At 31.9% G+C, this 25,018-nt stretch carries 22 protein-coding genes; 18 read left to right on the forward strand and 4 right to left on the reverse strand.

Features of this window, described 5'->3' with window-relative positions; genetic code table 11:
- The first annotated feature begins 198 nt into the window (after nucleotides 1-198).
- From alsT to mprF, 5 genes are all read left to right on the forward strand, one after another.
- The gene (gene alsT / locus AA076_RS06845) at nucleotides 199-1,659 is read left to right on the forward strand and encodes a glutamine transporter AlsT (protein ID WP_000651160.1); all 1,461 of its coding nucleotides are present in this window, start codon (nucleotides 199-201) and stop codon (nucleotides 1,657-1,659) included.
- Nucleotides 1,660-2,158: 499 nt separating this feature from the next.
- Nucleotides 2,159-3,010, forward strand: coding sequence for a glucose PTS transporter transcription antiterminator GlcT (glcT, locus tag AA076_RS06850; RefSeq protein ID WP_000505015.1), 852 nt, complete (start codon nucleotides 2,159-2,161; stop codon nucleotides 3,008-3,010).
- Entirely contained in the window at nucleotides 2,985-3,152 is a 168-nt protein-coding gene (locus AA076_RS14950) for a hypothetical protein (protein ID WP_001788758.1), read from the forward strand. The genes glcT and AA076_RS14950 overlap by 26 nt, the downstream gene beginning before the upstream one ends.
- Nucleotides 3,145-4,353 carry a cell elongation protein CozEb gene (gene cozEb, locus AA076_RS06860; protein ID WP_001004752.1) on the forward strand — a complete coding sequence of 403 codons (1,209 nt, stop codon included), beginning with the start codon at nucleotides 3,145-3,147 and terminating at the stop codon, nucleotides 4,351-4,353. Before AA076_RS14950 ends, cozEb begins: the two co-directional genes overlap by 8 nt.
- Nucleotides 4,354-4,833: 480 nt before the next feature.
- Nucleotides 4,834-7,356: a bifunctional lysylphosphatidylglycerol flippase/synthetase MprF gene (mprF, locus tag AA076_RS06865; protein WP_001071135.1), complete on the forward strand. Its 2,523-nt coding sequence runs from the start codon at nucleotides 4,834-4,836 to the stop codon at nucleotides 7,354-7,356.
- Between the two features lie 202 nt (nucleotides 7,357-7,558).
- On the opposite strand, the gene msrA is transcribed toward mprF, so the two are convergent.
- A complete protein-coding gene (gene msrA, locus AA076_RS06870) occupies nucleotides 7,559-8,068 on the reverse strand; it encodes a peptide-methionine (S)-S-oxide reductase MsrA (RefSeq protein WP_001024830.1) in 510 nt (169 codons plus the stop codon).
- A 136-nt stretch (nucleotides 8,069-8,204) separates the two neighbouring features.
- Between msrA and AA076_RS06875 the strand changes: the two genes are divergently transcribed.
- Entirely contained in the window at nucleotides 8,205-9,188 is a 984-nt protein-coding gene (locus AA076_RS06875) for an LCP family protein (protein WP_000356975.1), read from the forward strand.
- A gap of 87 nt (nucleotides 9,189-9,275) precedes the next feature.
- On the opposite strand, the gene AA076_RS06880 is transcribed toward AA076_RS06875, so the two are convergent.
- Nucleotides 9,276-9,461: a 2-hydroxymuconate tautomerase gene (locus AA076_RS06880; RefSeq protein WP_001123276.1), complete on the reverse strand. Its 186-nt coding sequence runs from the start codon at nucleotides 9,459-9,461 to the stop codon at nucleotides 9,276-9,278.
- Nucleotides 9,462-9,608: 147 nt separating this feature from the next.
- Here AA076_RS06880 and AA076_RS06885 point away from each other — a divergent pair, with 147 nt between their 5' ends.
- Nucleotides 9,609-10,871, forward strand: coding sequence for a Y-family DNA polymerase (locus AA076_RS06885; RefSeq protein ID WP_000283016.1), 1,263 nt, complete (start codon nucleotides 9,609-9,611; stop codon nucleotides 10,869-10,871).
- A gap of 136 nt (nucleotides 10,872-11,007) precedes the next feature.
- Here AA076_RS06885 and AA076_RS06890 read toward each other — a convergent pair whose 3' ends face one another.
- Entirely contained in the window at nucleotides 11,008-12,099 is a 1,092-nt protein-coding gene (locus tag AA076_RS06890) for a prephenate dehydrogenase (protein ID WP_000214266.1), read from the reverse strand.
- A 164-nt stretch (nucleotides 12,100-12,263) separates the two neighbouring features.
- Here AA076_RS06890 and AA076_RS06895 point away from each other — a divergent pair, with 164 nt between their 5' ends.
- The 11 genes from AA076_RS06895 (at nucleotide 12,264) to AA076_RS06945 (ending at nucleotide 24,416) form a co-directional block, all read left to right on the forward strand.
- The gene (locus AA076_RS06895; protein ID WP_000433354.1) at nucleotides 12,264-13,295 is read left to right on the forward strand and encodes a M42 family metallopeptidase; all 1,032 of its coding nucleotides are present in this window, start codon (nucleotides 12,264-12,266) and stop codon (nucleotides 13,293-13,295) included.
- Nucleotides 13,296-13,786: 491 nt separating this feature from the next.
- Entirely contained in the window at nucleotides 13,787-15,193 is a 1,407-nt protein-coding gene (locus tag AA076_RS06900; RefSeq protein ID WP_000350978.1) for an anthranilate synthase component I, read from the forward strand.
- Nucleotides 15,190-15,756, forward strand: a complete 567-nt coding sequence (locus tag AA076_RS06905) for an anthranilate synthase component II (protein WP_000604817.1) — start codon at nucleotides 15,190-15,192, stop codon at nucleotides 15,754-15,756. Before AA076_RS06900 ends, AA076_RS06905 begins: the two co-directional genes overlap by 4 nt.
- A 5-nt stretch (nucleotides 15,757-15,761) precedes the next feature.
- Nucleotides 15,762-16,760, forward strand: a complete 999-nt coding sequence (gene trpD, locus AA076_RS06910; protein ID WP_000173832.1) for an anthranilate phosphoribosyltransferase — start codon at nucleotides 15,762-15,764, stop codon at nucleotides 16,758-16,760.
- 1 nt (nucleotide 16,761) lies between these two features.
- Nucleotides 16,762-17,544: an indole-3-glycerol phosphate synthase TrpC gene (gene trpC, locus AA076_RS06915; RefSeq protein WP_000154116.1), complete on the forward strand. Its 783-nt coding sequence runs from the start codon at nucleotides 16,762-16,764 to the stop codon at nucleotides 17,542-17,544.
- Complete coding sequence (locus AA076_RS06920) at nucleotides 17,544-18,176, forward strand: phosphoribosylanthranilate isomerase (protein WP_000768192.1); 633 nt, start codon at nucleotides 17,544-17,546, stop codon at nucleotides 18,174-18,176. The genes trpC and AA076_RS06920 overlap by 1 nt, the downstream gene beginning before the upstream one ends.
- Entirely contained in the window at nucleotides 18,169-19,383 is a 1,215-nt protein-coding gene (gene trpB / locus AA076_RS06925; RefSeq protein ID WP_001041337.1) for a tryptophan synthase subunit beta, read from the forward strand. Before AA076_RS06920 ends, trpB begins: the two co-directional genes overlap by 8 nt.
- Nucleotides 19,376-20,104: a tryptophan synthase subunit alpha gene (trpA, locus tag AA076_RS06930; RefSeq protein WP_000163627.1), complete on the forward strand. Its 729-nt coding sequence runs from the start codon at nucleotides 19,376-19,378 to the stop codon at nucleotides 20,102-20,104. The genes trpB and trpA overlap by 8 nt, the downstream gene beginning before the upstream one ends.
- Nucleotides 20,105-20,425: 321 nt before the next feature.
- Nucleotides 20,426-21,688 carry a glycine glycyltransferase FemA gene (gene femA, locus AA076_RS06935; protein ID WP_000673309.1) on the forward strand — a complete coding sequence of 421 codons (1,263 nt, stop codon included), beginning with the start codon at nucleotides 20,426-20,428 and terminating at the stop codon, nucleotides 21,686-21,688.
- 18 nt (nucleotides 21,689-21,706) lie between these two features.
- Nucleotides 21,707-22,966, forward strand: coding sequence for a glycine glycyltransferase FemB (femB, locus tag AA076_RS06940; RefSeq protein ID WP_000673098.1), 1,260 nt, complete (start codon nucleotides 21,707-21,709; stop codon nucleotides 22,964-22,966).
- A gap of 682 nt (nucleotides 22,967-23,648) precedes the next feature.
- Entirely contained in the window at nucleotides 23,649-24,416 is a 768-nt protein-coding gene (locus AA076_RS06945; RefSeq protein ID WP_001213019.1) for a Cof-type HAD-IIB family hydrolase, read from the forward strand.
- Nucleotides 24,417-24,463: 47 nt separating this feature from the next.
- Here AA076_RS06945 and AA076_RS06950 read toward each other — a convergent pair whose 3' ends face one another.
- On the reverse strand, nucleotides 24,464-24,937 hold the full coding sequence (locus AA076_RS06950; protein WP_000523665.1) for an SWIM zinc finger family protein: 474 nt from the start codon (nucleotides 24,935-24,937) through the stop codon (nucleotides 24,464-24,466).
- Between the last annotated feature and the right edge of the window lie 81 nt (nucleotides 24,938-25,018).

Genomic DNA, 25,018 nt, shown 5'->3' on the forward strand with positions numbered 1-25,018 from the left:
TTGACTAAATTCAAGGGATTTATATTAAATGCTGACCAAGTACTTATCGTTAAATTAGCGATATACTTTGACCAAACTAATATAAATCTCTTGTATTGTATAAGAAATGATGATGTATCTCTATATTTACTGAAGGTTCAATTCGGTCTAATTTTATAGAAGGTACATGATTCATGTAGAGGATGCGAGGGGTTTATTTTGAAAGATTTCGATAGTTTAATACCTGGATGGTTTAAAGAATTTGTCCATGTTGGTACCGATTTAATATGGTCTCAATATTTAATTGGTCTATTATTGACAGCTGGATTCTTCTTTACGATTAGTTCTAAATTCGTTCAATTACGAATGTTACCTGAAATGTTTAGAGCTTTAGTAGAACGTCCAGAAACTTTAGAAGATGGTAAGAAGGGTATTTCGCCATTCCAAGCATTTGCGATTAGTGCTGGTTCGAGAGTTGGTACTGGTAATATTGCTGGTGTTGCGACTGCGATTGTTTTAGGCGGTCCAGGTGCAGTATTTTGGATGTGGGTTATTGCATTTATAGGTGCAGCGAGTGCATTTATAGAAGCGACTTTGGCTCAGGTTTATAAAGTACATGATAAAGATGGTGGATTCCGTGGTGGTCCAGCTTACTATATTACTAAAGGTTTAAATCAAAAATGGCTAGGTATCGTATTTGCGATTTTAATTACAATTACATTTGCATTTGTATTTAACACAGTGCAATCTAATACAATTGCGGAGTCGTTAAATACGCAATATAATATTAGTCCAGTAATCACAGGTATTATTTTAGCAATCGTAACAGCTATTATTATATTTGGTGGTGTACGTAGTATTGCTACGTTATCTTCGTTAATTGTACCGATTATGGCTATCATTTACATTGGTATGGTTTTAGTAATATTGCTATTTAATTTAGATCAAATTGTTCCTATGATAGGTACGATTATTAAAAGTGCATTTGGTATCGAACAAGTAACTGGTGGCGCTGTAGGTGCTGCGGTTCTTCAAGGTATCAAACGTGGTTTATTCTCTAACGAAGCTGGTATGGGTTCTGCGCCGAATGCAGCGGCAACTGCTGCCGTACCACACCCTGTTAAGCAAGGTTTAATCCAATCATTAGGTGTGTTCTTTGATACAATGTTGGTTTGTACAGCAACTGCAATCATGATTTTACTATATTCAGGACTGAAATTTGGTGATAACGCACCTCAAGGTGTTGCAGTTACTCAATCAGCACTTAATGAGCATTTAGGTTCTGCTGGAGGTATTTTCTTAACAATAGCAGTTACACTGTTTGCATTTTCATCTGTTGTAGGTAATTACTATTACGGTCAATCTAATATTGAATTTTTATCAACAAACCGTGTAATATTATTTATCTTTAGATGTCTTGTTGTAGTACTTGTCTTTGTCGGTGCAGTTGTAAAAACAGAAACAGTATGGAATACGGCAGACTTATTTATGGGCTTAATGGCAATTGTAAACATTATTTCCATTATAGGACTGTCCAATGTAGCTTTTGCATTGATGAAAGATTATCAAAAGCAGAAAAAAGAAGGCAAGAACCCTGTCTTTAAACCTGAAAACTTAGAAATTAACTTATTTGGAATTAGTGCTTGGGGCGCTAACAAATATAAGAACTCTGATAAATAAATATTTTTAATGTAACGATTCATTATATAAAAATCAAATAAACCCTGAGGTTTTCAAATTAAAGCGAAAATCTCAGGGTTTTAAATTTGTACTCAATTATCATCTGTATCATTACACTAGTTAATCTAAGATTTGATTATATATTAATATAGTAAGGTTGAGATTTATTTCCTCCATTGGTGTGCAAAGACTATACCATTGATAAGACATATTGTTGGATAGATGAATATAAATTTGTTTTAGCTTTGCACAATTTAATAGTACGTTTTAGTTTGTATTGAGTATTAATTCAGATAATATATAAATAAATAGAATTATTTGTAAATATGGGAGTCAGATTTTTTTATTATAGTTATTCCACTTTGAGAGACATCGAAATTAAATTAAGATATATCATATAGGATAGGCGTGTAATAGAACACAAGTATTTAAATTATTATACTTTCAAGTTAGACATTTCCGATATATAATCTTAATAATAGAAAAATAGGTGATGATAATGGGAGAATATATTGTTACTAAAACATTGAACAACAATGTCGTAGTATGTACTAATAATGATCAAGAAGTTATTTTAATCGGTAAAGGTATTGGTTTTAACAAAAAAGAGGGAATGGCGTTAAACGACCAAACTATTACAATAGAGAAAATTTATAAATTAGAAAGTGAGCAACAAAAAGCACATTATAAAAGTTTAGTTGAAATCGCTGATGATAATGTATTACAAGTAATTATTGATTCGTTGAATTTTATTTCTAATACTGCGATGAATGTTGATTCAAAACAACTTGTAGTTTCATTAACGGATCATATTATATTTGCTTATAAACGCTTAAAACAAAATCAAGTTATTAGCAATCCATTTGTTATGGAAACTATGCAGTTATATAGTGATGCATATCATATTGCTAAACAGGTGATTGATCAGTTAAATGCAGCATTAGATGTACATTTTCCTGAAGATGAGATAGGATTTATTGCATTACATATTGCATCTAATACAGAAGATTTATCTATGCATGAGATGACCTTGATCAATAATGTTATTAAAAAAGGTATAGATATCATTGAATCAGACCTTGTGACAACTGTTGATAAGGAATCATTACAATACCAACGTTTTATAAGGCACGTACAATTTTTAATTCGCCGATTAAGAAGAAAAGAATATATACATGCACAAGATGATTTTGTGTCTATGATTAAAAATCACTATCCGATTTGCTATAACACAGCATATAAAATTTTAACTATGATACAAAAACAATTTGATGTTAATATCAGTGAGTCTGAAATTATATATTTAACATTACACATTCATCATTTTGAAGAAAGGATTAATCAATCCTAAATTAAGTGTATTACACGGGCGTTTCGTTACTGTAAAGGGTATTTGTATGGTATCATTGATGTTAGTAATTTTACATAAGTGGACTGTTTTTATACAACATCTTATGAATATTTTAAGTGGTGGTGAATCTATAATTGAATGAAAATGAAAAGAATATAAGAAAGAATTTTTTAAAATTTACCGAATCACGGTATATGAAGTTTGTTGGTGGGAATGATTTAGTCTTCTCATTAATAGCGCTAGTATTGTTGGGTATTGTTATTTTTATTTTCGAAAAAGTATCATATGTTTTTGATCCTTTTATCATCGTTTTTAAGACGATAGCAGCACCTATCATCGTCTCTTTAATTCTATTCTATCTATTTAACCCAATCGTAAATATGATGGAACGTTATAGAATACCAAGAGTTGCAGGTATTTCTATTATTTATCTAGCTGTAGTAGGTGTTATTACGTTAATTGTTAATTTATTGATACCTATTATTGGTTCGCAAGTAGATAGTTTAGTTAAAAATTCACCGCAATATCTAGAAAAATTAATTAATTCTATTGATAAAATAGCAAATAATACGTTTTTCTCTTCGTATTATAGTCAAATTAATGATTGGTTAAATTCTTTACCTAAGAAAATACCATCTATGTTAAGTGAATTTACAGATGGCTTTGGGTCTAAAATTGCAACGTTTGCAGAAACGATTGCTAATATTGGCGTTGTGATTGTCACAACACCATTTGTACTATTCTTTATGCTTAAAGATGGACATCACTTCAAAGAATTTTCAACGAATATTATGCCACCGAAATTCCGAAAAGATTTTCATGATCTACTTGAAAAAATGAGTGTTCAAGTTGGTTCATACATTCAAGGACAAATTATCGTTTCATTCTGTATCGGTATACTGTTGTTTATCGGTTATTCGGTTATCGGGTTGAAATATAGCTTAGTATTAGCTAGTATTGCGGCAGTTACAAGTGTTGTACCATATTTAGGGCCTACTATAGCGATTTCTCCAGCTATTGTAATAGCTGCTATAACATCGCCGTGGATGCTCTTAAAATTAGCAGTAGTATGGACTTTAGTACAATTTGTTGAAGGGCACTTCATTTCACCAAATATCATGGGTAAAACACTTAAGATTCATCCACTTACAATCATTTTCATTTTACTGTGTGCAGGCAAATTGCTTGGTATTGTAGGCGTTATTTTAGGTATTCCGGGATATGCTATTTTAAAAGTATTAGTTACTCATTTATTCCAATTATTTAAACGTCGATACAATCGTTTCTATGGTAATGATGTAGGTGAATATGATATTAAAGAAAGTAATAAAATAGTTGAATAAGTAATAAAAAATACCAATGACTATATGTTTGTTGGTATTTTTTATGGTGCTTATAATGTTGGGCAGTTACATTTATGATTATCAGCACATGTTTAGCTTATAAATTTTTACGAAAGTTTAGCCGTTTATAAAGCACATGCATAATGAAACGAGTATTTGCCACTTGATTAGTACTTCATTATTATGTCGAAAATAAAAATAAGTGGTATTTTTAATATATTAAGAAGCACTCATAATCGGCTGTTAATTAATAATATTTTTCATAAGTATTGATTCATCATTTTCTTTATGTTAAATATGAATCAGTATAGATAACCATATTGTTCTGTTTGAGATAGAAATATTTTCTATTTACTTCTTAATACAGATATCAATATGACAAAAGTGTTATATAAATCAAAGGTAAATGATATGCTATTTTTATGGTTTATATGATATATTTTGATTTATAACAGAAATAATTAGAATTGATGTGAAAAAATGAATCAGGAAGTTAAAAACAAAATATTTTCAATCTTAAAAATTACGTTTGCTACAGCTTTATTTATTTTTGTAGCAATCACATTGTATCGGGAGTTATCTGGTATTAACTTTAAAGATACGTTGGTTGAATTTAGTAAGATTAACCGTATGTCCTTAGTGTTACTATTTATTGGTGGTGGGGCATCGCTTGTTATTCTATCAATGTATGATGTGATTTTATCTAGAGCTTTAAAAATGGATATATCCTTAGGCAAAGTTTTAAGAGTAAGTTATATCATCAATGCATTGAATGCGATTGTAGGTTTCGGTGGCTTTATTGGTGCAGGCGTTAGAGCAATGGTTTATAAAAACTATACGCATGATAAAAAGAAATTAGTTCACTTTATATCCTTAATACTTATTTCAATGTTGACAGGTTTAAGCTTATTATCATTGCTAATTGTATTCCATGTTTTCGATGCATCTTTAATCTTAGATAAGATTACATGGGTAAGATGGGTATTATATGTAGTGTCATTTTTCTTACCATTATTCATTATTTATTCAATGGTTAGACCACCCGATAAAAACAATCGTTTTGTAGGATTGTACTGCACTTTAGTGTCGTGTGTTGAATGGTTAGCAGCTGCAGTTGTATTATATTTCTGTGGTGTAATTGTTGACGCTCATGTATCATTCATGTCCTTTATTGCAATATTTATCATTGCTGCATTATCAGGTTTAGTCAGCTTTATTCCTGGTGGTTTCGGCGCTTTCGATTTAGTTGTATTACTAGGATTTAAAACTTTAGGTGTCCCTGAGGAAAAAGTATTATTAATGCTACTTCTATATCGTTTTGCGTACTATTTTGTACCGGTAATTATTGCATTAATTTTATCATCATTTGAATTTGGTACATCAGCTAAGAAGTACATTGAGGGATCTAAATACTTTATTCCTGCTAAAGATGTTACGTCATTTTTAATGTCTTATCAAAAGGATATTATTGCTAAAATTCCATCATTATCATTAGCAATTTTAGTATTCTTTACAAGTATGATCTTTTTTGTAAATAACTTAACGATTGTTTACGATGCTTTATATGATGGAAATCACTTAACGTATTATATTCTATTGGCAATTCATACTAGTGCTTGTTTATTACTTTTACTGAATGTAGTTGGTATTTATAAGCAAAGTAGACGTGCCATTATCTTTGCTATGATTTCAATTTTATTAATCACAGTGGCGACATTCTTCACTTACGCTTCATATATTTTAATAACATGGTTAGCTATTATTTTTGTTCTGCTTATTGTAGCTTTCCGTAGAGCACGTAGGTTGAAACGCCCAGTAAGAATGAGAAATATAGTTGCAATGCTTTTATTCAGTTTATTTATTTTATATGTTAACCATATATTTATTGCTGGAACGTTATATGCATTAGATATTTATACGATTGAAATGCATACATCTGTATTGCGCTATTACTTCTGGCTTACGATTTTAATCATCGCTATCATCATAGGTATGATTGCATGGTTGTTTGATTATCAATTTAGCAAAGTACGTATTTCTTCTAAAATTGAAGATTGCGAGGAGATTATTAATCAGTACGGCGGTAATTATTTGAGTCACTTGATATATAGTGGTGACAAGCAGTTTTTCACTAATGAAAATAAAACAGCATTTTTAATGTATCGTTATAAAGCAAGTTCATTAGTGGTTCTTGGAGATCCGTTAGGTGATGAAAATGCCTTTGATGAATTGTTAGAAGCATTCTATAATTACGCTGAGTATTTAGGCTATGATGTTATATTCTATCAAGTTACAGATCAACACATGCCTTTATATCATAATTTCGGTAACCAATTTTTCAAATTAGGTGAAGAAGCAATTATTGATTTAACGCAATTTTCAACTTCAGGTAAAAAACGCCGTGGATTTAGAGCGACTTTAAATAAATTCGATGAACTTAATATTTCGTTCGAAATTATTGAACCACCGTTTTCAACTGAATTTATAAATGAACTTCAACATGTAAGTGATTTATGGCTAGATAATCGTCAGGAAATGCATTTCTCTGTTGGTGAATTTAATGAAGAATACTTATCTAAAGCGCCAATTGGTGTAATGCGAAATGAAGAAAATGAAGTAATTGCATTTTGTAGTTTAATGCCAACATACTTTAATGATGCCATTTCAGTCGATTTAATTAGATGGTTGCCAGAGTTAGATTTACCATTAATGGATGGTCTATACTTGCATATGTTACTTTGGAGTAAAGAACAAGGTTATACAAAATTTAATATGGGTATGGCAACGTTATCGAACGTTGGTCAATTGCATTATTCATATTTAAGAGAACGACTTGCAGGCCGTGTCTTTGAACATTTCAACGGTCTATATCGTTTCCAAGGATTACGTCGTTATAAATCTAAATATAATCCGAATTGGGAACCACGCTTTTTAGTTTATCGTAAAGATAATTCGCTTTGGGAATCACTTTCTAAAGTAATGCGTGTAATACGTCACAAATAATTAAAATCCAAGTGCTAAGAGGTATACAGTTATGCCTGATGCGCTTGGATTTTTTGGTTTCTATAAAGAATGATTTATAAAAAACGGTACAGATAAGAATATTTAAGTTTCCTATCTGTACCGTATTTTAATATTGAAATGAGCTAAAGTTAAGTCGCCTAACTTTTATTATCAGTCCAATCAGTTTCATCAAGTATAAATGTTATTGCTTATTTTTGTATTCTTGGCGTATTTTTTGTTCTTCTGCATAGCGCTCTGGATTTTTCTTATAAAAATCTTGGTGATAGTCTTCGGCTTTGTAAAATTGTGACGCTGGTAATATTTTTGTTGCAATTGCCTTATCAGCATTAATCGTATTTTTAAGCTGCTCGATATAAGTCTCAGCGAGTTCTTTTTGATGATCATTAGTGTAGAAAATAGCTGTTTGATATTGAGGACCACGGTCTTGATATTGACCACCTGTATCTAATGGGTCAATGACTGAGAAAAATATTTCTAATAACTTATTGTATGAGAATAATGCAACATCATATTGAATTTCAACAGTTTCTAAATGACCACTCGTACCTGATTTTACTTGTTCGTAAGTAGGATTTTCAATATGTCCGCCCATATATCCAGAAGTTACTTTTTCTATGCCGTCAAAGGTGTCAAATGGTTTCGTCATACACCAAAAGCAACCTCCGGCAAAATAAGCTGTATTAATATTCATTTTTGACATCCTTTCATTAGACCTTAGTACGATTTATTAAGAAATCACTTGCTTTTTGAATTGTTTTTATATAACGTTAATATGTGATTATTATAGTACACAAAAATCTATTTTTGAAGATATAAGGTAGGTAAATATGGATAAAGAAACTAATGACAACGAATATAGACGTCAAAGTGAACATCGCACTTCGGCGCCTAAGCGAAAAAAGAAGAAGAAAATTAGGAAATTACCTATCATTCTTCTGATTGTTGTAATTTTACTTATCGCATTAGTTGTATATATTGTACATAGTTACAATAGCGGTGTAGAATATGCCAAGAAACATGCGAAAGATGTTAAAGTACATCAATTTAATGGACCAGTAAAAAATGATGGTAAAATTTCTATTCTTGTACTCGGTGCAGATAAAGCACAAGGTGGACAATCAAGAACAGATTCTATCATGGTTGTTCAATATGACTTTATCAATAAAAAGATGAAAATGATGTCTGTCATGCGTGATATTTATGCAGATATTCCAGGATATGGAAAACACAAAATTAATTCAGCATACGCTTTAGGTGGTCCAGAGCTACTTAGAAAAACACTTGATAAAAATTTAGGAATTAATCCTGAATATTATGCAGTAGTTGATTTTACTGGATTTGAGAAAATGATTGATGAATTAATGCCTGAAGGTGTACCAATTAATGTCGAAAAAGATATGTCGAAAAATATTGGTGTATCTTTGAAAAAGGGTAACCATAGGTTGAATGGTAAAGAATTACTTGGTTATGCAAGATTCCGTCACGACCCTGAAGGTGACTTCGGACGCGTGCGACGTCAGCAACAAGTGATGCAAACATTGAAAAAAGAAATGGTTAATTTTAGAACAGTTGTTAAATTACCAAAAGTTGCAGGTATTTTAAGAGGCTATGTGAATACAAACATTCCTGATTCAGGGATTTTCCAAACAGGTTTGAGTTTTGGTATCCGAGGTGAAAAAGATGTTAAGTCATTGACTGTGCCAATCAAGAACTCATACGAAGATGTCAATACAAATACTGATGGTAGTGCATTACAGATTAATAAAAACACAAATAAACAAGCTATTAAAGACTTTTTAGATGAAGATTAAAAATAAACAAGGCGATTTCTATCATACTCAGATAGAAGTCGCCTTGTTCGTTTTCAAAGAATTAATTGGCATGCATCTTATGAAGAATTATTGATCTGACTTTCTTACGCCAGCCACACCATAATGGTTTGGTTTCATTTCTTCTATAACAACGTGAATTGCTTGTCTATTTGCCCCCGTTGTTTTTTCTACGGCGTCAGTTACTTCGCTAACTAAATTTTTTAATTGTTCATCCGAACGACCTTCTAATAATTTTACATTGACGATTGGCATCATCCAAACCTCCTAATCATTATTAATTTGAGTATATCATGTAATACTTAAAAATTCATTTGCAAAATAACAGAACATTTGTTCTAAAATAGTTGAAATAGAACACGTGTTCGTATATAATAAGATTCAAGTAAGGGAGGAATAACAGTGTATAATTATCATTTATTAGAAGATAGGGATGTTCTATGTATTGACCAAAAAAGTTTTTTTGCGAGTGTTTCTTGTATTGAAAAGGGGCTAGATCCATTAGAAACAAAGCTAGCTGTTGTTGCAGATACTAAGCGTCAGGGTTCTGTAATATTGGCTGCGACACCTAAATTAAAAGAATTAGGCATCAAGACAGGGTCGCGATTGTTTGAAATACCACATAGAAATGATATTTACATTATCAATCCAAGTATGCGTAAATATCTTAATGTTTCAGTTGCTATTTCTAAGATTGCATTGCGTTATATTCCACCTGAAGATTTACACCAATATAGTATTGACGAATTTTTTATGGATGTTACTGATAGCTATCATAGATTTAGTTCTACAGTACATGCATTTTGCGAAAGACTTAAACGTGAAATTTATGAAGAAACAGGCATTTATTGTACTGTGGGCATTGGTTCTAATATGTTATTAAGTAAAATTGCTATGGATGTTGAAGCGAAGCATAGTCAAAATGGTATAGCTGAATGGCGATATCAAGATGTACCAACGAAATTATGGCCAATTCAGCCCTTGCGAGATTTTTGGGGTATTAATCGTCGAACAGAAGCCAAATTGAATAAAAGAGGAATTTTTACTATAGGAGATTTAGCGAAATATCCATATAAATTTTTAAAAAAAGAGTTCGGTATTTTAGGTGTTGATATGCATCTACATGCGAATGGGATAGATCAGAGTAAAGTACGTGAAAAGCACAAGATCAGCAATCCATCGATATGCAAAAGTCAAATATTAATGAGAGATTATCATTTTGATGAAGCAAAAGTAGTAATGCAAGAGTTAATTGAAGATGTTGCTAGCAGAGTTCGAGCAAGAAAAAAAGTGGCAAGAACGATACATTTTGCCTTTGGCTATAGTGATGAAGGCGGTGTACATAAGCAATATACTTTGAAAGATCCAACAAACTTAGAAAAAGATATTTATAAAGTAGTAATGCATTTCGCAGATAAATTATGTAATAAACAAGCACTATATCGTACGCTAAGTATATCTTTGAGTCAATTTATTAATGAGGATGAGCGACAGTTAAGTCTGTTTGAAGATGAATACCAACGCAAACGTGACGAATGTCTAGCTAAAACGATAGACCAATTACATTTGAAATACGGCAAAGGTATTGTGTCCAAAGCAGTATCGTTTACAGAAGCAGGTACAAAACACGGCAGATTAGGTTTAATGGCTGGACATAAAATGTAATGACTATACGGTTTAAGTAATATATAACTGTGATTCGTATAAAATAAGTCTCTAAAGATAAATATTTCATATATCACAATAGATTTTCACAATAATATCTAAGAATACATGGAATTTATCAAAAGAGACTTAATAATTATTGGATATAACAATCAAAATCACTCAATGCTTGCATACCGCGTTCTCGGTCAGTAGGGTTTTTGAAACTAATTTTTAAAGCACCGTATATATCTTCGCGTACTTCTAAGATTCTTAAGTTGCTTATAGATATGTTATGTAAACTCAGGATATAAGTCACTTTACTTATCATACCTGATTCATCCGGAATGTCTACATATAGATCATACGCAGTATTTAGTCCACCTAGTTGTTTAGCGGGTAGTGCGTCGCGATACGATTTAGCTTGGGCAAAAAATGATAACAATTTTTCAGAATCATTGCTTTCAATTAGTCTTTCTAAATCTTGAAACTGACTTTTTAGCTGTCGAATCATTTCTAAAATATACGTTTTATTACTCAAGGTGATATCTTTCCACATTTGTGCATTACTACTAGCTATACGAGTGATATCACGAAAACCACCAGCTGCAAGTTTATTAACTAAATGATGTTCTTGACCGTTCTTTTGACTAACATGAACTAAACTAGATGCAACGATATGAGGTAAATGACTTACGACGCTTGTTACGTAGTCGTGTTCTTCAGCAGTAGTTACAATAAATTTAGCAAGAGTAGGTGATAACAGTTCTTTTAACGTGTTTGCTGCTTGCTCATTTCTTGGCTCATTGTAGACTAAAATATAATAAGCGTTTTCAAATAAGTGCTTTTTAGCATTTAGTACACCAGATTTATGACTACCAGCCATTGGATGACCACTGACTAAATGAATATTATGCTTTAATAAATTGCATTCGTGTTGCTGTATCATTGCTTTAGTACTACCAGTATCAGAAACAATAACACCAGGTTTAGTTGGCATATCTATAAGCTCGCTAAGATATTTATTTGTGATAGCAACAGGTGTTGCATAAATAATTACATCGGCTTTTTTAATAGCTTCACTATAATTTAAACATTTTTCATTAATAATGCCGATTGATTTAGCTTTATCTAACTGAGAAGTATCTGCATCGTATGCAATAATATTAGTATTAGGGTTATGGTATTTTATATTGCTAGCAAGACTTCCACCAATTAATCCAAGCCCAACAAATAAAACTGTTGTCATATAAATCACCTTATTTCGAAATTTTCAGAATAATAACATTGTAAATGAGCTGTTGACACAGTGCAATAGTAAATAAAAATCGATAATAGCATTAATAGATAAACGGAGATAAATCATCTACAATAAAGAGTATAGTAACACAATGGCAACGGAGGGGTAAATCAATGGAACCAATATTAGAAATGATTAAAACATTAACAGGTATTAATAGTCCTTCAGGAGACACAGAAGAAGCAATTCAATTTGTCGAAAAATATGCAAAAGACTTGGGTTATCAAACAACACTAACAAATAAAGGTGCGTTATTAATAACAGTGCCAGGCAAAAATGATGAAGTACAACGCTGTATTACTGCTCATGTTGATACTTTAGGTGCAATGGTTAAAGAAATTAAAGAAGATGGTCGCTTAGCAATAGAATTAATTGGAGGATTCACGTATAACGCGATTGAGGGTGAATATTGCCAAATTAAAACTGATGCTGGTCAAATATATACAGGAACAATTTGTCTGCATGAAACAAGTGTTCATGTATATAGAAATAATCATGAAATACCTAGAGATCAAAAGCATATGGAAATAAGAATTGATGAAGTAACTACATCAGAAGAAGATACAAAGAGTTTAGGTATTTCAGTAGGTGATTTTGTTAGCTTTGATCCACGTACAGTTATCACGTCATCAGGTTTTATTAAATCTCGTCATTTAGATGATAAAGCTAGCGTAGCGATGATACTACAATTACTAAAGAAATTAAAAGAAGAGCAAATAATATTACCACATACAACGCAATTTTATATTTCTAATAACGAAGAAATAGGTTACGGTGCAAATGCATCAATTGATTCGAAAATCAAAGAATATATTGCATTAGATATGGGCGCGTTGGGAGACGGTCAAGCATCGGATGAATATACAGTTTCTATTTGTGCCAAAGATGCTTCAGGTCCATATCATAAGCAATTGAAATCGCACCTAGTTAATCTTTGCAAAATAAATAACATTCCATATAAAGTAGACATATATCCATATTATGGTTCAGATGCTTCAGCAGCTTTACATGCTGGTGCGGATATCAGACATGGTTTATTTGGCGCTGGCATTGAATCATCTCATGCAATGGAACGAACACATATTGATTCTATTAAAGCGACAGAGAAATTACTATATGCATATTGCTTATCACCAATTGAGTAAACAATTAGTGTTGACAAATGTGAACGACCTATGTAATATAATGAACTATAAAAATAATTAGAATTTTCTAAAGAAATAGTAGCAGATATGAAACGTAGCAAATAGAAAGCTAATGGGTGATGGGAATTAGCACGCCATATCTTGTGAATTGGACTTTGGAAAACAATTGAATGAGTTTTGAAAGTGAACATGAATTATGTTAACTAAGGTGGCACCACGGTAACGCGTCCTTACAGGTATATGCGTTATGTGGTGTCTTTTTATTTAGACAAAATGTAGTAGTTAATTAAAGGTAGCAACAGAAAGTTAGTGGATGATGTGAACTAACACCGAGATTAATGAAATTGGGTTTTGTCTGCAACAGAAAAATTATATATAGTAAAGAGTGAACTATGAATATTTCGAATATTCGGTTAATTTAGGTGGTACCACGCGTCAGCGTCCTTTATATTGATAAGGATGCTGGCGCTTTTTTGAAAGGAGCGTATAGAATGGATATATTTTATAAAAAAATAAAAGCAAATGTAACGCCCGAAGTTTTAGCACAACTTCATTCCAAGAAGATCATTTTGGAAAGTACAAATCAACAACAAACTAAAGGTCGCTATTCAGTTGTTATTTTTGATATTTATGGCACTTTAACTTTAGATAATGATGTATTATCAGTAAGTACTTTAAAAGAATCGTATCAAATCACTGAAAGACCGTACCATTATTTAACGACTAAAATAAATGAAGACTACCATAATATTCAAGATGAGCAACTTAAGTCATTACCATTTATATCTGGATATGTTGGGACGTGTAGCTTTGATTTAGTAAGACATGAATTTCCTAAATTGCAATCAATACAATTAGAAGATCACAAGCAGCACGATGTAAGGTTATATATGGTTGAACAAGTTTATGTATTTGACCATTACAAAGATGAGTTATATATCATCGCGACGAATCAATTTTCAAATTCAACAAAATCAGATCTTGAGAATCGAGTTATTAAGTCTATCGAAGACTTAACTAAAATCCAACCATTCATGCCTACACAAGATTTTGATTTTAAAACTAAAGAAATTCAATCAAACATTTCTGAAGAAAGATTTATCGAAATGATTCAGTATTTCAAAGAGAAAATAACAGAAGGGGATATGTTCCAAGTTGTGCCATCAAGAATTTACAAATATGCGCATCATGCTAGTCAGCATTTAAATCAACTTTCGTTTCAACTGTATCAAAATTTAAAACGACAAAACCCAAGTCCATATATGTATTATCTTAATATCGATCAACCATATATTGTCGGTAGTTCTCCCGAAAGTTTCGTAAGTGTCAAAGATCAAATTGTAACAACTAATCCTATTGCAGGTACGATTCAACGTGGTGAGACGACACAAATAGATAATGAGAATATGAAACAACTACTTAATGATCCAAAAGAATGCAGCGAACATCGTATGCTAGTTGATTTAGGACGTAATGATATTCATAGAGTAAGTAAAATCGGTACCTCAAAAATTACTAAATTAATGGTTATTGAAAAATATGAACATGTTATGCATATCGTAAGTGAAGTCACAGGTAAAATAAATCAAAATTTATCGCCAATGACAGTTATTGCGAATTTATTACCAACAGGTACCGTTTCAGGTGCACCAAAATTACGTGCAATTGAAAGAATATATGAACAATATCCACATAAACGGGGCGTTTATAGTGGTGGTGTTGGATACATAAATTGTAATCATAACTTAGATTTTGCATTAGCAATTCGAACGATGATGATAGATGAGCAGTATATCAACGTAGAAGCTGGTTGTGGCGTTGTATATGATTCTATTCCTGAAAAAGAACTGAATGAAACGAAATTGAAAGCTAAAAGCTTATTGGAGGTGAGCCCATGATCTTAGTTGTAGATAATTATGATTCCTTTACATATAACCTAGTGGATATTGTTGCTCAACATACTGACGTCATTGTTCAATACCCTGATGATGATAATGTGCTGAATCAATCGGTGGACGCTGTTATTATATCTCCTGGTCCAGGGCATCCATTAGACGATCAACAGTTAATGAAAATCATATCAACCTATCAACACAAACCCATTTTAGGTATTTGTTTAGGGGCTCAGGCACTGACTTGTTACTACGGTGGAGAAGTCATTAAAGGCGACAAGGTTATGCACGGCAAAGTTGATACACTAAAGGTTATATCGCATCATCAACATCTGTTATATCAAGATATACCAGAACAGTTTTCAATTATGAGATATCATTCATTAATAAGTAACCCTGACAATTTTCCAGAAGAATTGAAAATTACTGGACGTACCAAAGATTGTATACAGTCATTCGAGCATAAAGAAAGACCGCATTATGGTATTCAGTACCATCCTGAATCATTTGCTACAGACTATGGTGTCAAAATAATTACAAATTTCATTAATCTAGTGAAGGAAGGATGAAAACCATGACATTACTAACAAGAATAAAAACTGAAACTATATTACTTGAAAGCGACATTAAAGAGCTAATCGATATACTTATTTCTCCTAGTATTGGAACTGATATTAAATATGAATTACTTAGTTCCTATTCGGAGCGAGAAATCCAACAACAAGAATTAACATATATTGTACGTAGCTTAATTAATACAATGTATCCACATCAACCATGTTATGAAGGGGCTATGTGTGTGTGCGGCACAGGTGGTGACAAGTCAAATAGTTTCAACATTTCAACGACTGTTGCTTTTGTTGTAGCAAGTGCTGGCGTAAAAGTTATAAAACATGGTAATAAAAGTATTACCTCAAATTCAGGTAGTACGGATTTGTTAAATCAAATGAACATACAAACAACAACTGTTGATGATACACCTAACCAATTAAATGAAAAAGACCTTGTATTCATTGGTGCAACTGAATCATATCCAATCATGAAGTATATGCAACCAGTTAGAAAAATGATTGGAAAGCCTACAATATTAAACCTTGTGGGTCCATTAATTAATCCATATCACTTAACGTATCAAATGGTAGGCGTCTTTGATCCTACAAAGTTAAAGTTAGTTGCTAAAACGATTAAAGATTTAGGTAGAAAACGTGCAATCGTTTTACATGGTGCAAATGGTATGGATGAAGCAACACTATCTGGTGATAATTTGATATATGAATTGACTGAAGATGGAGAAATCAAAAATTACACATTAAATGCGACTGATTATGGTTTGAAACATGCGCCGAATAGTGATTTTAAAGGCGGTTCACCTGAAGAAAATTTAGCAATCTCCCTTAATATCTTGAATGGTAAAGATCAGTCAAGTCGACGTGATGTTGTCTTACTAAATGCGGGTTTAAGCCTTTATGTTGCAGAGAAAGTGGATACCATCGCAGAAGGCATAGAACTTGCAACTACATTGATTGATAATGGTGAAGCATTGGAAAAATACCATCAAATGAGAGGTGAATAATATGACGATTTTATCAGAAATTGTTAAATATAAACAGTCACTTTTACAAAATGGCTATTATCAAGACAAACTTAATACCTTGAAAAGTGTGAAGATTCAGAATAAAAAATCTTTTATAAACGCAATTGAGAAAGAACCAAAGCTAGCAATTATTGCAGAAATTAAATCGAAGAGTCCTACAGTTAATGACTTACCTGAACGAGATTTATCGCAACAAATCTCAGATTATGACCAATATGGTGCAAATGCCGTGTCCATTTTAACTGATGAAAAGTACTTTGGTGGTAGTTTTGAAAGATTACAAGCATTGACGACAAAAACAACATTACCCGTATTATGCAAAGACTTTATTATAGACCCGCTTCAAATTGATGTTGCTAAACAAGCTGGTGCATCTATGATTTTATTGATCGTTAACATCTTATCTGATAAACAATTGAAAGATTTATATAACTACGCTATATCGCAAAATCTAGAAGTGTTAGTTGAAGTACATGATCGCCATGAATTAGAACGTGCCTATAAGGTTAATGCTAAATTGATTGGTGTAAATAACAGGGACTTAAAACGATTTGTTACAAATGTGGAACATACAAATACTATTTTAGAAAATAAAAAAACAAATCATTATTATATTTCTGAAAGTGGTATTCACGATGCATCTGATGTAAGAAAAATCTTGCATAGTGGTATCGATGGCTTACTAATAGGTGAGGCGCTTATGCGTTGTGACAATCTATCTGAATTTTTACCACAACTGAAAATGCAAAAGGTGAAGTCATGATGAAATTGAAATTTTGTGGCTTTACATCAATAAAGGATGTTACAGCGGCCAGTCAATTACCTATTGATGCGATAGGTTTCATCCATTATGAAAAAAGTAAAAGGCATCAAACAATTACCCAAATAAAAAAGTTAGCGTCTGCTGTTCCAAATCATATCGATAAAGTATGTGTCATGGTAAATCCTGATTTAACAACAATTGAACACGTATTAAGCAATACGTCAATTAACACAATACAGTTACACGGCACAGAATCTATTGATTTTATACAGGAAATTAAAAAGAAATATTCAAGCATTAAAATCACTAAAGCTTTAGCTGCAGATGAAAACATAATCCAAAACATAAATAAATATAAAGGGTTCGTAGATTTATTTATTATCGACACACCCTCAGTGTCGTATGGTGGTACCGGTCAAACATATGACTGGACTATTTTGAAGCACATAAAAGACATACCTTATTTGATAGCAGGAGGCATTAACTCTGAAAATATTCAAACAGTTAATCAACTTAAATTATCACATCAAGGTTATGATCTTGCATCAGGTATAGAAGTAAATGGGCGAAAAGATATAGAAAAAATGACAGCAATTGTAAATATTGTGAAAGGAGATAGAGACAATGAATAAACAAATACAAACAGAAGCAGATGAATTAGGTTTCTTTGGTGAATATGGAGGGCAATATGTTCCAGAAACATTAATGCCAGCAATTATTGAGTTGAAAAAAGCTTATAAAGAGGCAAAAGCAGACCCAGAGTTTCAAAGAGAACTGGAATACTATTTATCAGAGTATGTAGGACGCGCGACACCACTTACATATGCTGCATCATATACTGAAAGCCTAGGTGGCGCTAAAATATATTTGAAACGAGAGGATCTAAATCATACAGGCGCCCATAAAATTAATAATGCGTTAGGTCAAGCGTTGCTTGCTAAAAGAATGGGCAAGAAGAAGCTTGTTGCTGAAACTGGTGCGGGTCAACATGGTGTAGCTAGTGCTACGGTTGCTGCATTATTTGATATGGAACTTGTTGTCTTTATGGGAAGTGAAGATATTAAAAGACAACAACTTAATGTATTTAGAATGGAATTACTTGGTGCAAAGGTTGTGGCAGTTGAAGATGGTCAAGGGACTTTATCGGATGCAGTTAATAAAGCATTGCAATATTGGGTAAGTCATGTAGATGATACACATTATTTATTAGGTTCTGCATTAGGTCCAGACCCGTTCCCAACGATTGTTAGAGATTTTCAGAGTGTGATTGGTAAAGAAATAAAATCACAGATATTGAAGAAAGAAGGTCGACTTCCGGATGCAATTGTAGCATGTATCGGTGGTGGCTCAAATGCAATCGGTACATTTTATCCATTTATTAAAGATGATGTTGCATTATACGGTGTTGAAGCCGCAGGTCAAGGCGATGATACTGATAAACATGCACTTGCAATTGGCAAAGGATCACCTGGCGTATTACATGGTACTAAAATGTATTTAATTCAAGATGAAGATGGGCAAGTGCAACTAGCACATTCTATTTCAGCAGGACTTGATTATCCTGGTATTGGACCAGAACATTCTTATTACCACGACATTGGTAGAGTAACTTTTGAAAATGCTAGTGATACACAAGCAATGAATGCTTTAATCAACTTTACAAAACATGAAGGTATTATACCTGCAATTGAAAGTGCACATGCACTGAGTTATGTTGAAAGACTAGCGCCTACGATGTCGAAAGAAGATATTATTGTAGTAACTATTTCTGGACGTGGCGATAAAGATATGGAAACAATTAGACAATATATGGTAGAGCGAGGTCTTGCAAATGACTAAATTATTTATACCTTATATTATGGGCAATAAAGATTTGATTGAAAATGCAACATTGTTGAGTGAAAATGGTGCAGATATAATTGAAATTGGAGTACCTTTCTCTGATCCGGTTGCTGATGGTCCAGTTATCATGGAAGCAGGTCAACAAGCGATTAAACAAGGCATCACGATAGATTATATTTTCAATCAATTAGAAAAACATGGTGATCAAATTAAGTGTAACTATGTATTAATGACGTATTATAATATTATTTGTCATTATGGAGAACAAGCGTTTTTTGAAAAATGTCGAGATACTGGTGTCTACGGCTTAATTATTCCTGATTTACCATATGAATTATCGCAGCGTTTAAAACAACAATTTAGTCACTATGGCGTCAAAATCATATCGTTAGTTGCGATGACTACTGATGACAAACGTATAAAAGATATCGTATCCCATGCGGAAGGCTTTATTTATACTGTGACGATGAATGCGACAACAGGGCAAAACGGTGCGTTTCATCCAGAATTAAAACGAAAAATTGAGTCAATTAAAGCGATAGCCAATGTGCCAGTTGTCGCAGGATTTGGTATAAGAACACCACAACATGTTGCAGATATAAAAGAGGTTGCAGATGGCATTGTCATTGGTAGCGAAATCGTTAAGCGATTTAAATCTAACACGCGTGAGGAAATCATTAAATATTTACAATCTATCCAACAAACATTGAATAATTAAGTTTACTTGATTTAAAAAAATTAGGCGAATACTGTTTGAAAAAGTGAAAAACGGTGAATTATAAAATTGAATACAATTTCAAAAAAAGTAATATGAGCAAACCCAAACGTTCATATTACTTTTTTTGAAATTGTATTCAAAAATCTAAATATTACTATAAAAGTATACGCAATTAAAGCGTTTATGTTTTAGTTTTAACATTAACTATTGTATACTTATTTAGATTAGATTTATTATTTTTGACATTTGCAGAGGGGAAATAGAAAAACTGCAAATACGGAAATGAAATTAATTAACGAGAGACAAATAGGAGTAATGATAATGAAGTTTACAAATTTAACAGCTAAAGAGTTTGGTGCCTTTACAGATAGCATGCCATACAGTCATTTCACGCAAACTGTTGGCCACTATGAGTTAAAGCTTGCTGAAGGTTATGAAACACATTTAGTGGGAATAAAAAACAATAATAACGAGGTCATTGCAGCTTGCTTACTTACTGCTGTACCTGTTATGAAAGTGTTCAAGTATTTTTATTCAAATCGCGGTCCAGTGATTGATTATGAAAATCAAGAACTCGTACACTTTTTCTTTAATGAATTATCAAAATATGTTAAAAAACATCGTTGTCTATACCTACATATCGATCCATATTTACCATATCAATACTTGAATCATGATGGCGAGATTACAGGTAATGCTGGTAATGATTGGTTCTTTGATAAAATGAGTAACTTAGGATTTGAACATACTGGATTCCATAAAGGATTTGATCCTGTGCTACAAATTCGTTATCACTCAGTGTTAGATTTAAAAGATAAAACAGCAGATGACATCATTAAAAATATGGATGGACTTAGAAAAAGAAACACGAAAAAAGTTAAAAAGAATGGTGTTAAAGTAAGATTTTTATCTGAAGAAGAACTACCAATTTTTAGATCATTTATGGAAGATACGTCAGAATCAAAAGCTTTTGCTGATCGTGATGACAAATTTTACTACAATCGCTTAAAATATTACAAAGACCGTGTGTTAGTACCTTTAGCGTATATCAACTTTGATGAATATATTAAAGAACTAAACGAAGAGCGTGATATTTTAAATAAAGATTTAAATAAAGCGTTAAAGGATATTGAAAAACGTCCTGAAAATAAAAAAGCACATAACAAGCGAGATAACTTACAACAACAACTTGATGCAAATGAGCAAAAGATTGAAGAAGGTAAACGTCTACAAGAAGAACATGGTAATGAATTACCTATCTCTGCTGGTTTCTTCTTTATCAATCCATTTGAAGTTGTTTATTATGCTGGTGGTACATCAAATGCATTCCGTCATTTTGCCGGAAGTTATGCAGTGCAATGGGAAATGATTAATTATGCATTAAATCATGGCATTGACCGTTATAATTTCTATGGTGTTAGTGGTAAATTTACAGAAGATGCTGAAGATGCTGGTGTAGTTAAATTCAAAAAAGGTTACAATGCTGAAATTATTGAATATGTTGGTGACTTTATTAAACCAATTAATAAACCTGTTTACGCAGCATATACCGCACTTAAAAAAGTTAAAGACAGAATTTTTTAGGAAGGGAATTATCAAAACATGAAATTTACAGAGTTAACTGTTACCGAATTTGACAACTTTGTACAAAATCCATCATTGGAAAGTCATTATTTCCAAGTAAAAGAAAATATAGTTACCCGTGAGAATGATGGCTTTGAAGTAGTTTTATTAGGTATTAAAGACGACAATAACAAAGTAATTGCAGCAAGCCTTTTCTCTAAAATTCCTACTATGGGAAGTTATGTTTACTATTCGAATCGTGGTCCAGTAATGGATTTTTCAGATTTAGGATTAGTTGATTATTATTTAAAAGAGTTAGATAAATATTTACAGCAACATCAATGTTTATATGTTAAATTAGATCCGTATTGGTTATATCATCTATATGATAAAGATATCGTGCCATTTGAAGGTCGCGAGAAAAATGATGCCCTAGTAAACTTGTTTAAATCACATGGTTACGAGCATCATGGCTTTACAACTGAGTATGATACATCGAGCCAAGTACGATGGATGGGCGTATTAAACCTTGAAGGTAAAACACCCGAAACATTGAAAAAGACATTTGATAGTCAACGTAAACGTAATATTAATAAAGCGATAAACTATGGTGTTAAAGTCAGATTCCTTGAACGTGATGAGTTCAATCTTTTCTTAGATTTATATCGTGAAACTGAAGAGCGTGCTGGATTTGTATCAAAAACAGATGATTATTTTTATAACTTTATTGACACATATGGAGATAAAGTATTAGTACCATTAGCATATATTGACCTTGATGAATATGTGTTAAAGTTGCAACAGGAATTGAATGACAAAGAAAATCGTCGTGATCAAATGATGGCGAAAGAAAACAAATCAGATAAGCAAATGAAGAAAATTGCAGAATTAGATAAGCAAATTGATCATGATCAGCATGAATTATTGAATGCAAGTGAATTGAGCAAAACGGACGGCCCAATTCTAAACCTTGCTTCTGGCGTTTATTTTGCAAATGCATATGAAGTGAATTATTTCTCTGGTGGTTCATCAGAAAAATATAATCAATTTATGGGACCATACATGATGCATTGGTTTATGATTAACTATTGCTTCGATAATGGCTATGATCGTTATAATTTCTATGGTTTATCAGGTGATTTTACGGAAAACAGTGAAGATTATGGCGTATACCGCTTTAAACGTGGATTTAATGTACAAATCGAAGAATTAATAGGGGATTTCTATAAACCAATTCATAAAGTGAAATATTGGTTGTTCACAACATTGGATAAATTACGTAAAAAATTAAAGAAATAGATGTAAATGATGTTAGGGCTTATAGTTATTGATACTATAGGCTCTTTTTTATATGTTTTTTAATAAAGCCTCGAATAATGATATATTAAATGACAAGTTTAACAAGTGATTGCAATAAATATAAATATGAATTGCACAACCTATTTGTAAATGATTGAGTTGAGTATACTTTTTAATTCATTCAATATGACTCAAAACAAGCCAATATGTATTATATTTTTGGTGAATAAACCTTAGCATAACAATTTATGTCTGATTATATATGTGTGTGTTTGCAAGTGTGTGATATCAAATGTCATATTTGTCTAATTGTAATTTATAAAATGCATGAGCAATGATTGCTGTAACAAATTCTAGCAAAGTATTCAGTTTGTATTTTAGAAATAAAAATGATGATAGATGTATGATCGATATAAAAGATTTAATATGCACCAAAACGTGAGTAATTGGTTTAATGAAACATAACATGAATGTAAATTTAGCTTACTGACATAAACACTACACAAACATACAGTTATATAAGTCCCCTTATGGAATTTCACATTCTAGTTTACATAATATATATTATAGGAAGTTATATGTGTGTAACGCAAAAGGTACCCTACATCATAATCATTATCTAATATCGTCACATAACTTACTTATGCTATAATCATGGTATTATATTGTTTGGAGTGATTTGATGAGATTTGTCTTTGATATTGATGGTACGCTTTGTTTTGACGGCCGATTAATTGACCAGACTATTATTGATACATTGTTACAATTACAACATGATGGTCATGAACTTATATTTGCATCAGCACGTCCGATTCGTGATTTGTTGCCAGTTTTACCATCAGTATTTCATCAGCACACATTAATTGGCGCAAATGGTGCTATGATTTCACAGCAATCAAAGATTTCTGTTATCAAACCAATTCATACTGATACATATCATCATATCTTCAAAATAATTCAAAAGTATGAGTTAGATTATATTATTGATGATGATTGGAATTATGCTGCACAACTTGACGCTGAGAACGCGATTTTTGAGCGTTTAGATCCACATAAGCTGGCCAGTTGTATTGATGTTGCAAATATCGACACGCCAATCAAGATTATTTTATTAAATATAGACCCGGCACAAATTACAACTATATTAGACGAGCTAGATAAATACCATCAAGAATTGGAAATGATTCACCATTCAAATGAGTATAACATTGATATAACAGCGCAAAATATTAACAAATATACTGCATTACAATATATATTTGATGCAGATGTTAAATATATAGCATTTGGTAATGACCACAATGATATTGTCATGTTACAACATGCTAGTAGTGGCTATATTATAGGACCATCAGAAGCATACACACACGCAATATTGAAACTTGATAAAATCAAACACATCAATAATAATGCACAAGCTATTTGCAAAGTCTTAAAATCATATAAATAAAAACACCCCTATCAAATGATAATCATTATCAATCGATAGGGGCTATTTTAATAAAATTCGTCCTCGAACATTTCTTCCTCTTCATCTAATCCAAATAATTCTGCCATTTCTCCATGTTCAATTAACATGTTTAAATATGCATCGCGGAGTTCTTCTTCACTCATATCATTAATCATTTCTTTAAGACTATCAATCCACATATTTCTGCGTAATTGATAGTCTTCTTCAACTTCGTTTAACATCATTATATGTTTATTTGCTGCTTCTGGACTAGCTGTAAAGAGTAATGCAATCATATGTTTACATATCACTCGTCTTCCATCAGCATGAGGACAATTACATATGGATTTTCTAGGATGTTCCATATCAATATAACAACGATATACTTTGTTGCCACTGCCCTTTACTTCAGCCTCATGCTGCGTTTCTGAAAATGATTTTAAGTTAATGACGCATTCACTTTGATAATAATTAAAGCCTCTTTCTATAGAACGAATACTTGCAATATCAAGTAATCCCATTAATGATACTCCTTTTTATTATTATTTTTAAATAAAGAAAATAAAATAGATAAGTGTCTAGATTAAAATACTTGATTTATC

Source organism: Staphylococcus aureus (assembly GCF_001027105.1).
Taxonomy (GTDB): Bacteria; Bacillota; Bacilli; order Staphylococcales; family Staphylococcaceae; genus Staphylococcus; species Staphylococcus aureus.

Excerpts from the sequence above, each read along its gene's own strand:
- mprF (WP_001071135.1), top strand. The coding sequence starts at position 4,834 with ATGAATCAGGAAGTTAAAAACAAAATATTTTCAATCTTAAAAATTACG.
- AA076_RS06875 (WP_000356975.1), top strand. The coding sequence starts at position 8,205 with ATGGATAAAGAAACTAATGACAACGAATATAGACGTCAAAGTGAACAT.
- AA076_RS06890 (WP_000214266.1), bottom strand. The coding sequence starts at position 12,099 with ATGACAACAGTTTTATTTGTTGGGCTTGGATTAATTGGTGGAAGTCTT.
- femB (WP_000673098.1), top strand. The coding sequence starts at position 21,707 with ATGAAATTTACAGAGTTAACTGTTACCGAATTTGACAACTTTGTACAA.
- AA076_RS06900 (WP_000350978.1), top strand. The coding sequence starts at position 13,787 with ATGGATATATTTTATAAAAAAATAAAAGCAAATGTAACGCCCGAAGTT.
- AA076_RS06920 (WP_000768192.1), top strand. The coding sequence starts at position 17,544 with ATGAAATTGAAATTTTGTGGCTTTACATCAATAAAGGATGTTACAGCG.
- msrA (WP_001024830.1), bottom strand. The coding sequence starts at position 8,068 with ATGAATATTAATACAGCTTATTTTGCCGGAGGTTGCTTTTGGTGTATG.
- trpA (WP_000163627.1), top strand. The coding sequence starts at position 19,376 with ATGACTAAATTATTTATACCTTATATTATGGGCAATAAAGATTTGATT.
- AA076_RS06950 (WP_000523665.1), bottom strand. The coding sequence starts at position 24,937 with ATGGGATTACTTGATATTGCAAGTATTCGTTCTATAGAAAGAGGCTTT.
- AA076_RS06945 (WP_001213019.1), top strand. The coding sequence starts at position 23,649 with ATGAGATTTGTCTTTGATATTGATGGTACGCTTTGTTTTGACGGCCGA.
- AA076_RS06905 (WP_000604817.1), top strand. The coding sequence starts at position 15,190 with ATGATCTTAGTTGTAGATAATTATGATTCCTTTACATATAACCTAGTG.
- AA076_RS06895 (WP_000433354.1), top strand. The coding sequence starts at position 12,264 with ATGGAACCAATATTAGAAATGATTAAAACATTAACAGGTATTAATAGT.
- AA076_RS06880 (WP_001123276.1), bottom strand. The coding sequence starts at position 9,461 with ATGCCAATCGTCAATGTAAAATTATTAGAAGGTCGTTCGGATGAACAA.
- trpC (WP_000154116.1), top strand. The coding sequence starts at position 16,762 with ATGACGATTTTATCAGAAATTGTTAAATATAAACAGTCACTTTTACAA.
- femA (WP_000673309.1), top strand. The coding sequence starts at position 20,426 with ATGAAGTTTACAAATTTAACAGCTAAAGAGTTTGGTGCCTTTACAGAT.
- trpD (WP_000173832.1), top strand. The coding sequence starts at position 15,762 with ATGACATTACTAACAAGAATAAAAACTGAAACTATATTACTTGAAAGC.
- glcT (WP_000505015.1), top strand. The coding sequence starts at position 2,159 with ATGGGAGAATATATTGTTACTAAAACATTGAACAACAATGTCGTAGTA.
- trpB (WP_001041337.1), top strand. The coding sequence starts at position 18,169 with ATGAATAAACAAATACAAACAGAAGCAGATGAATTAGGTTTCTTTGGT.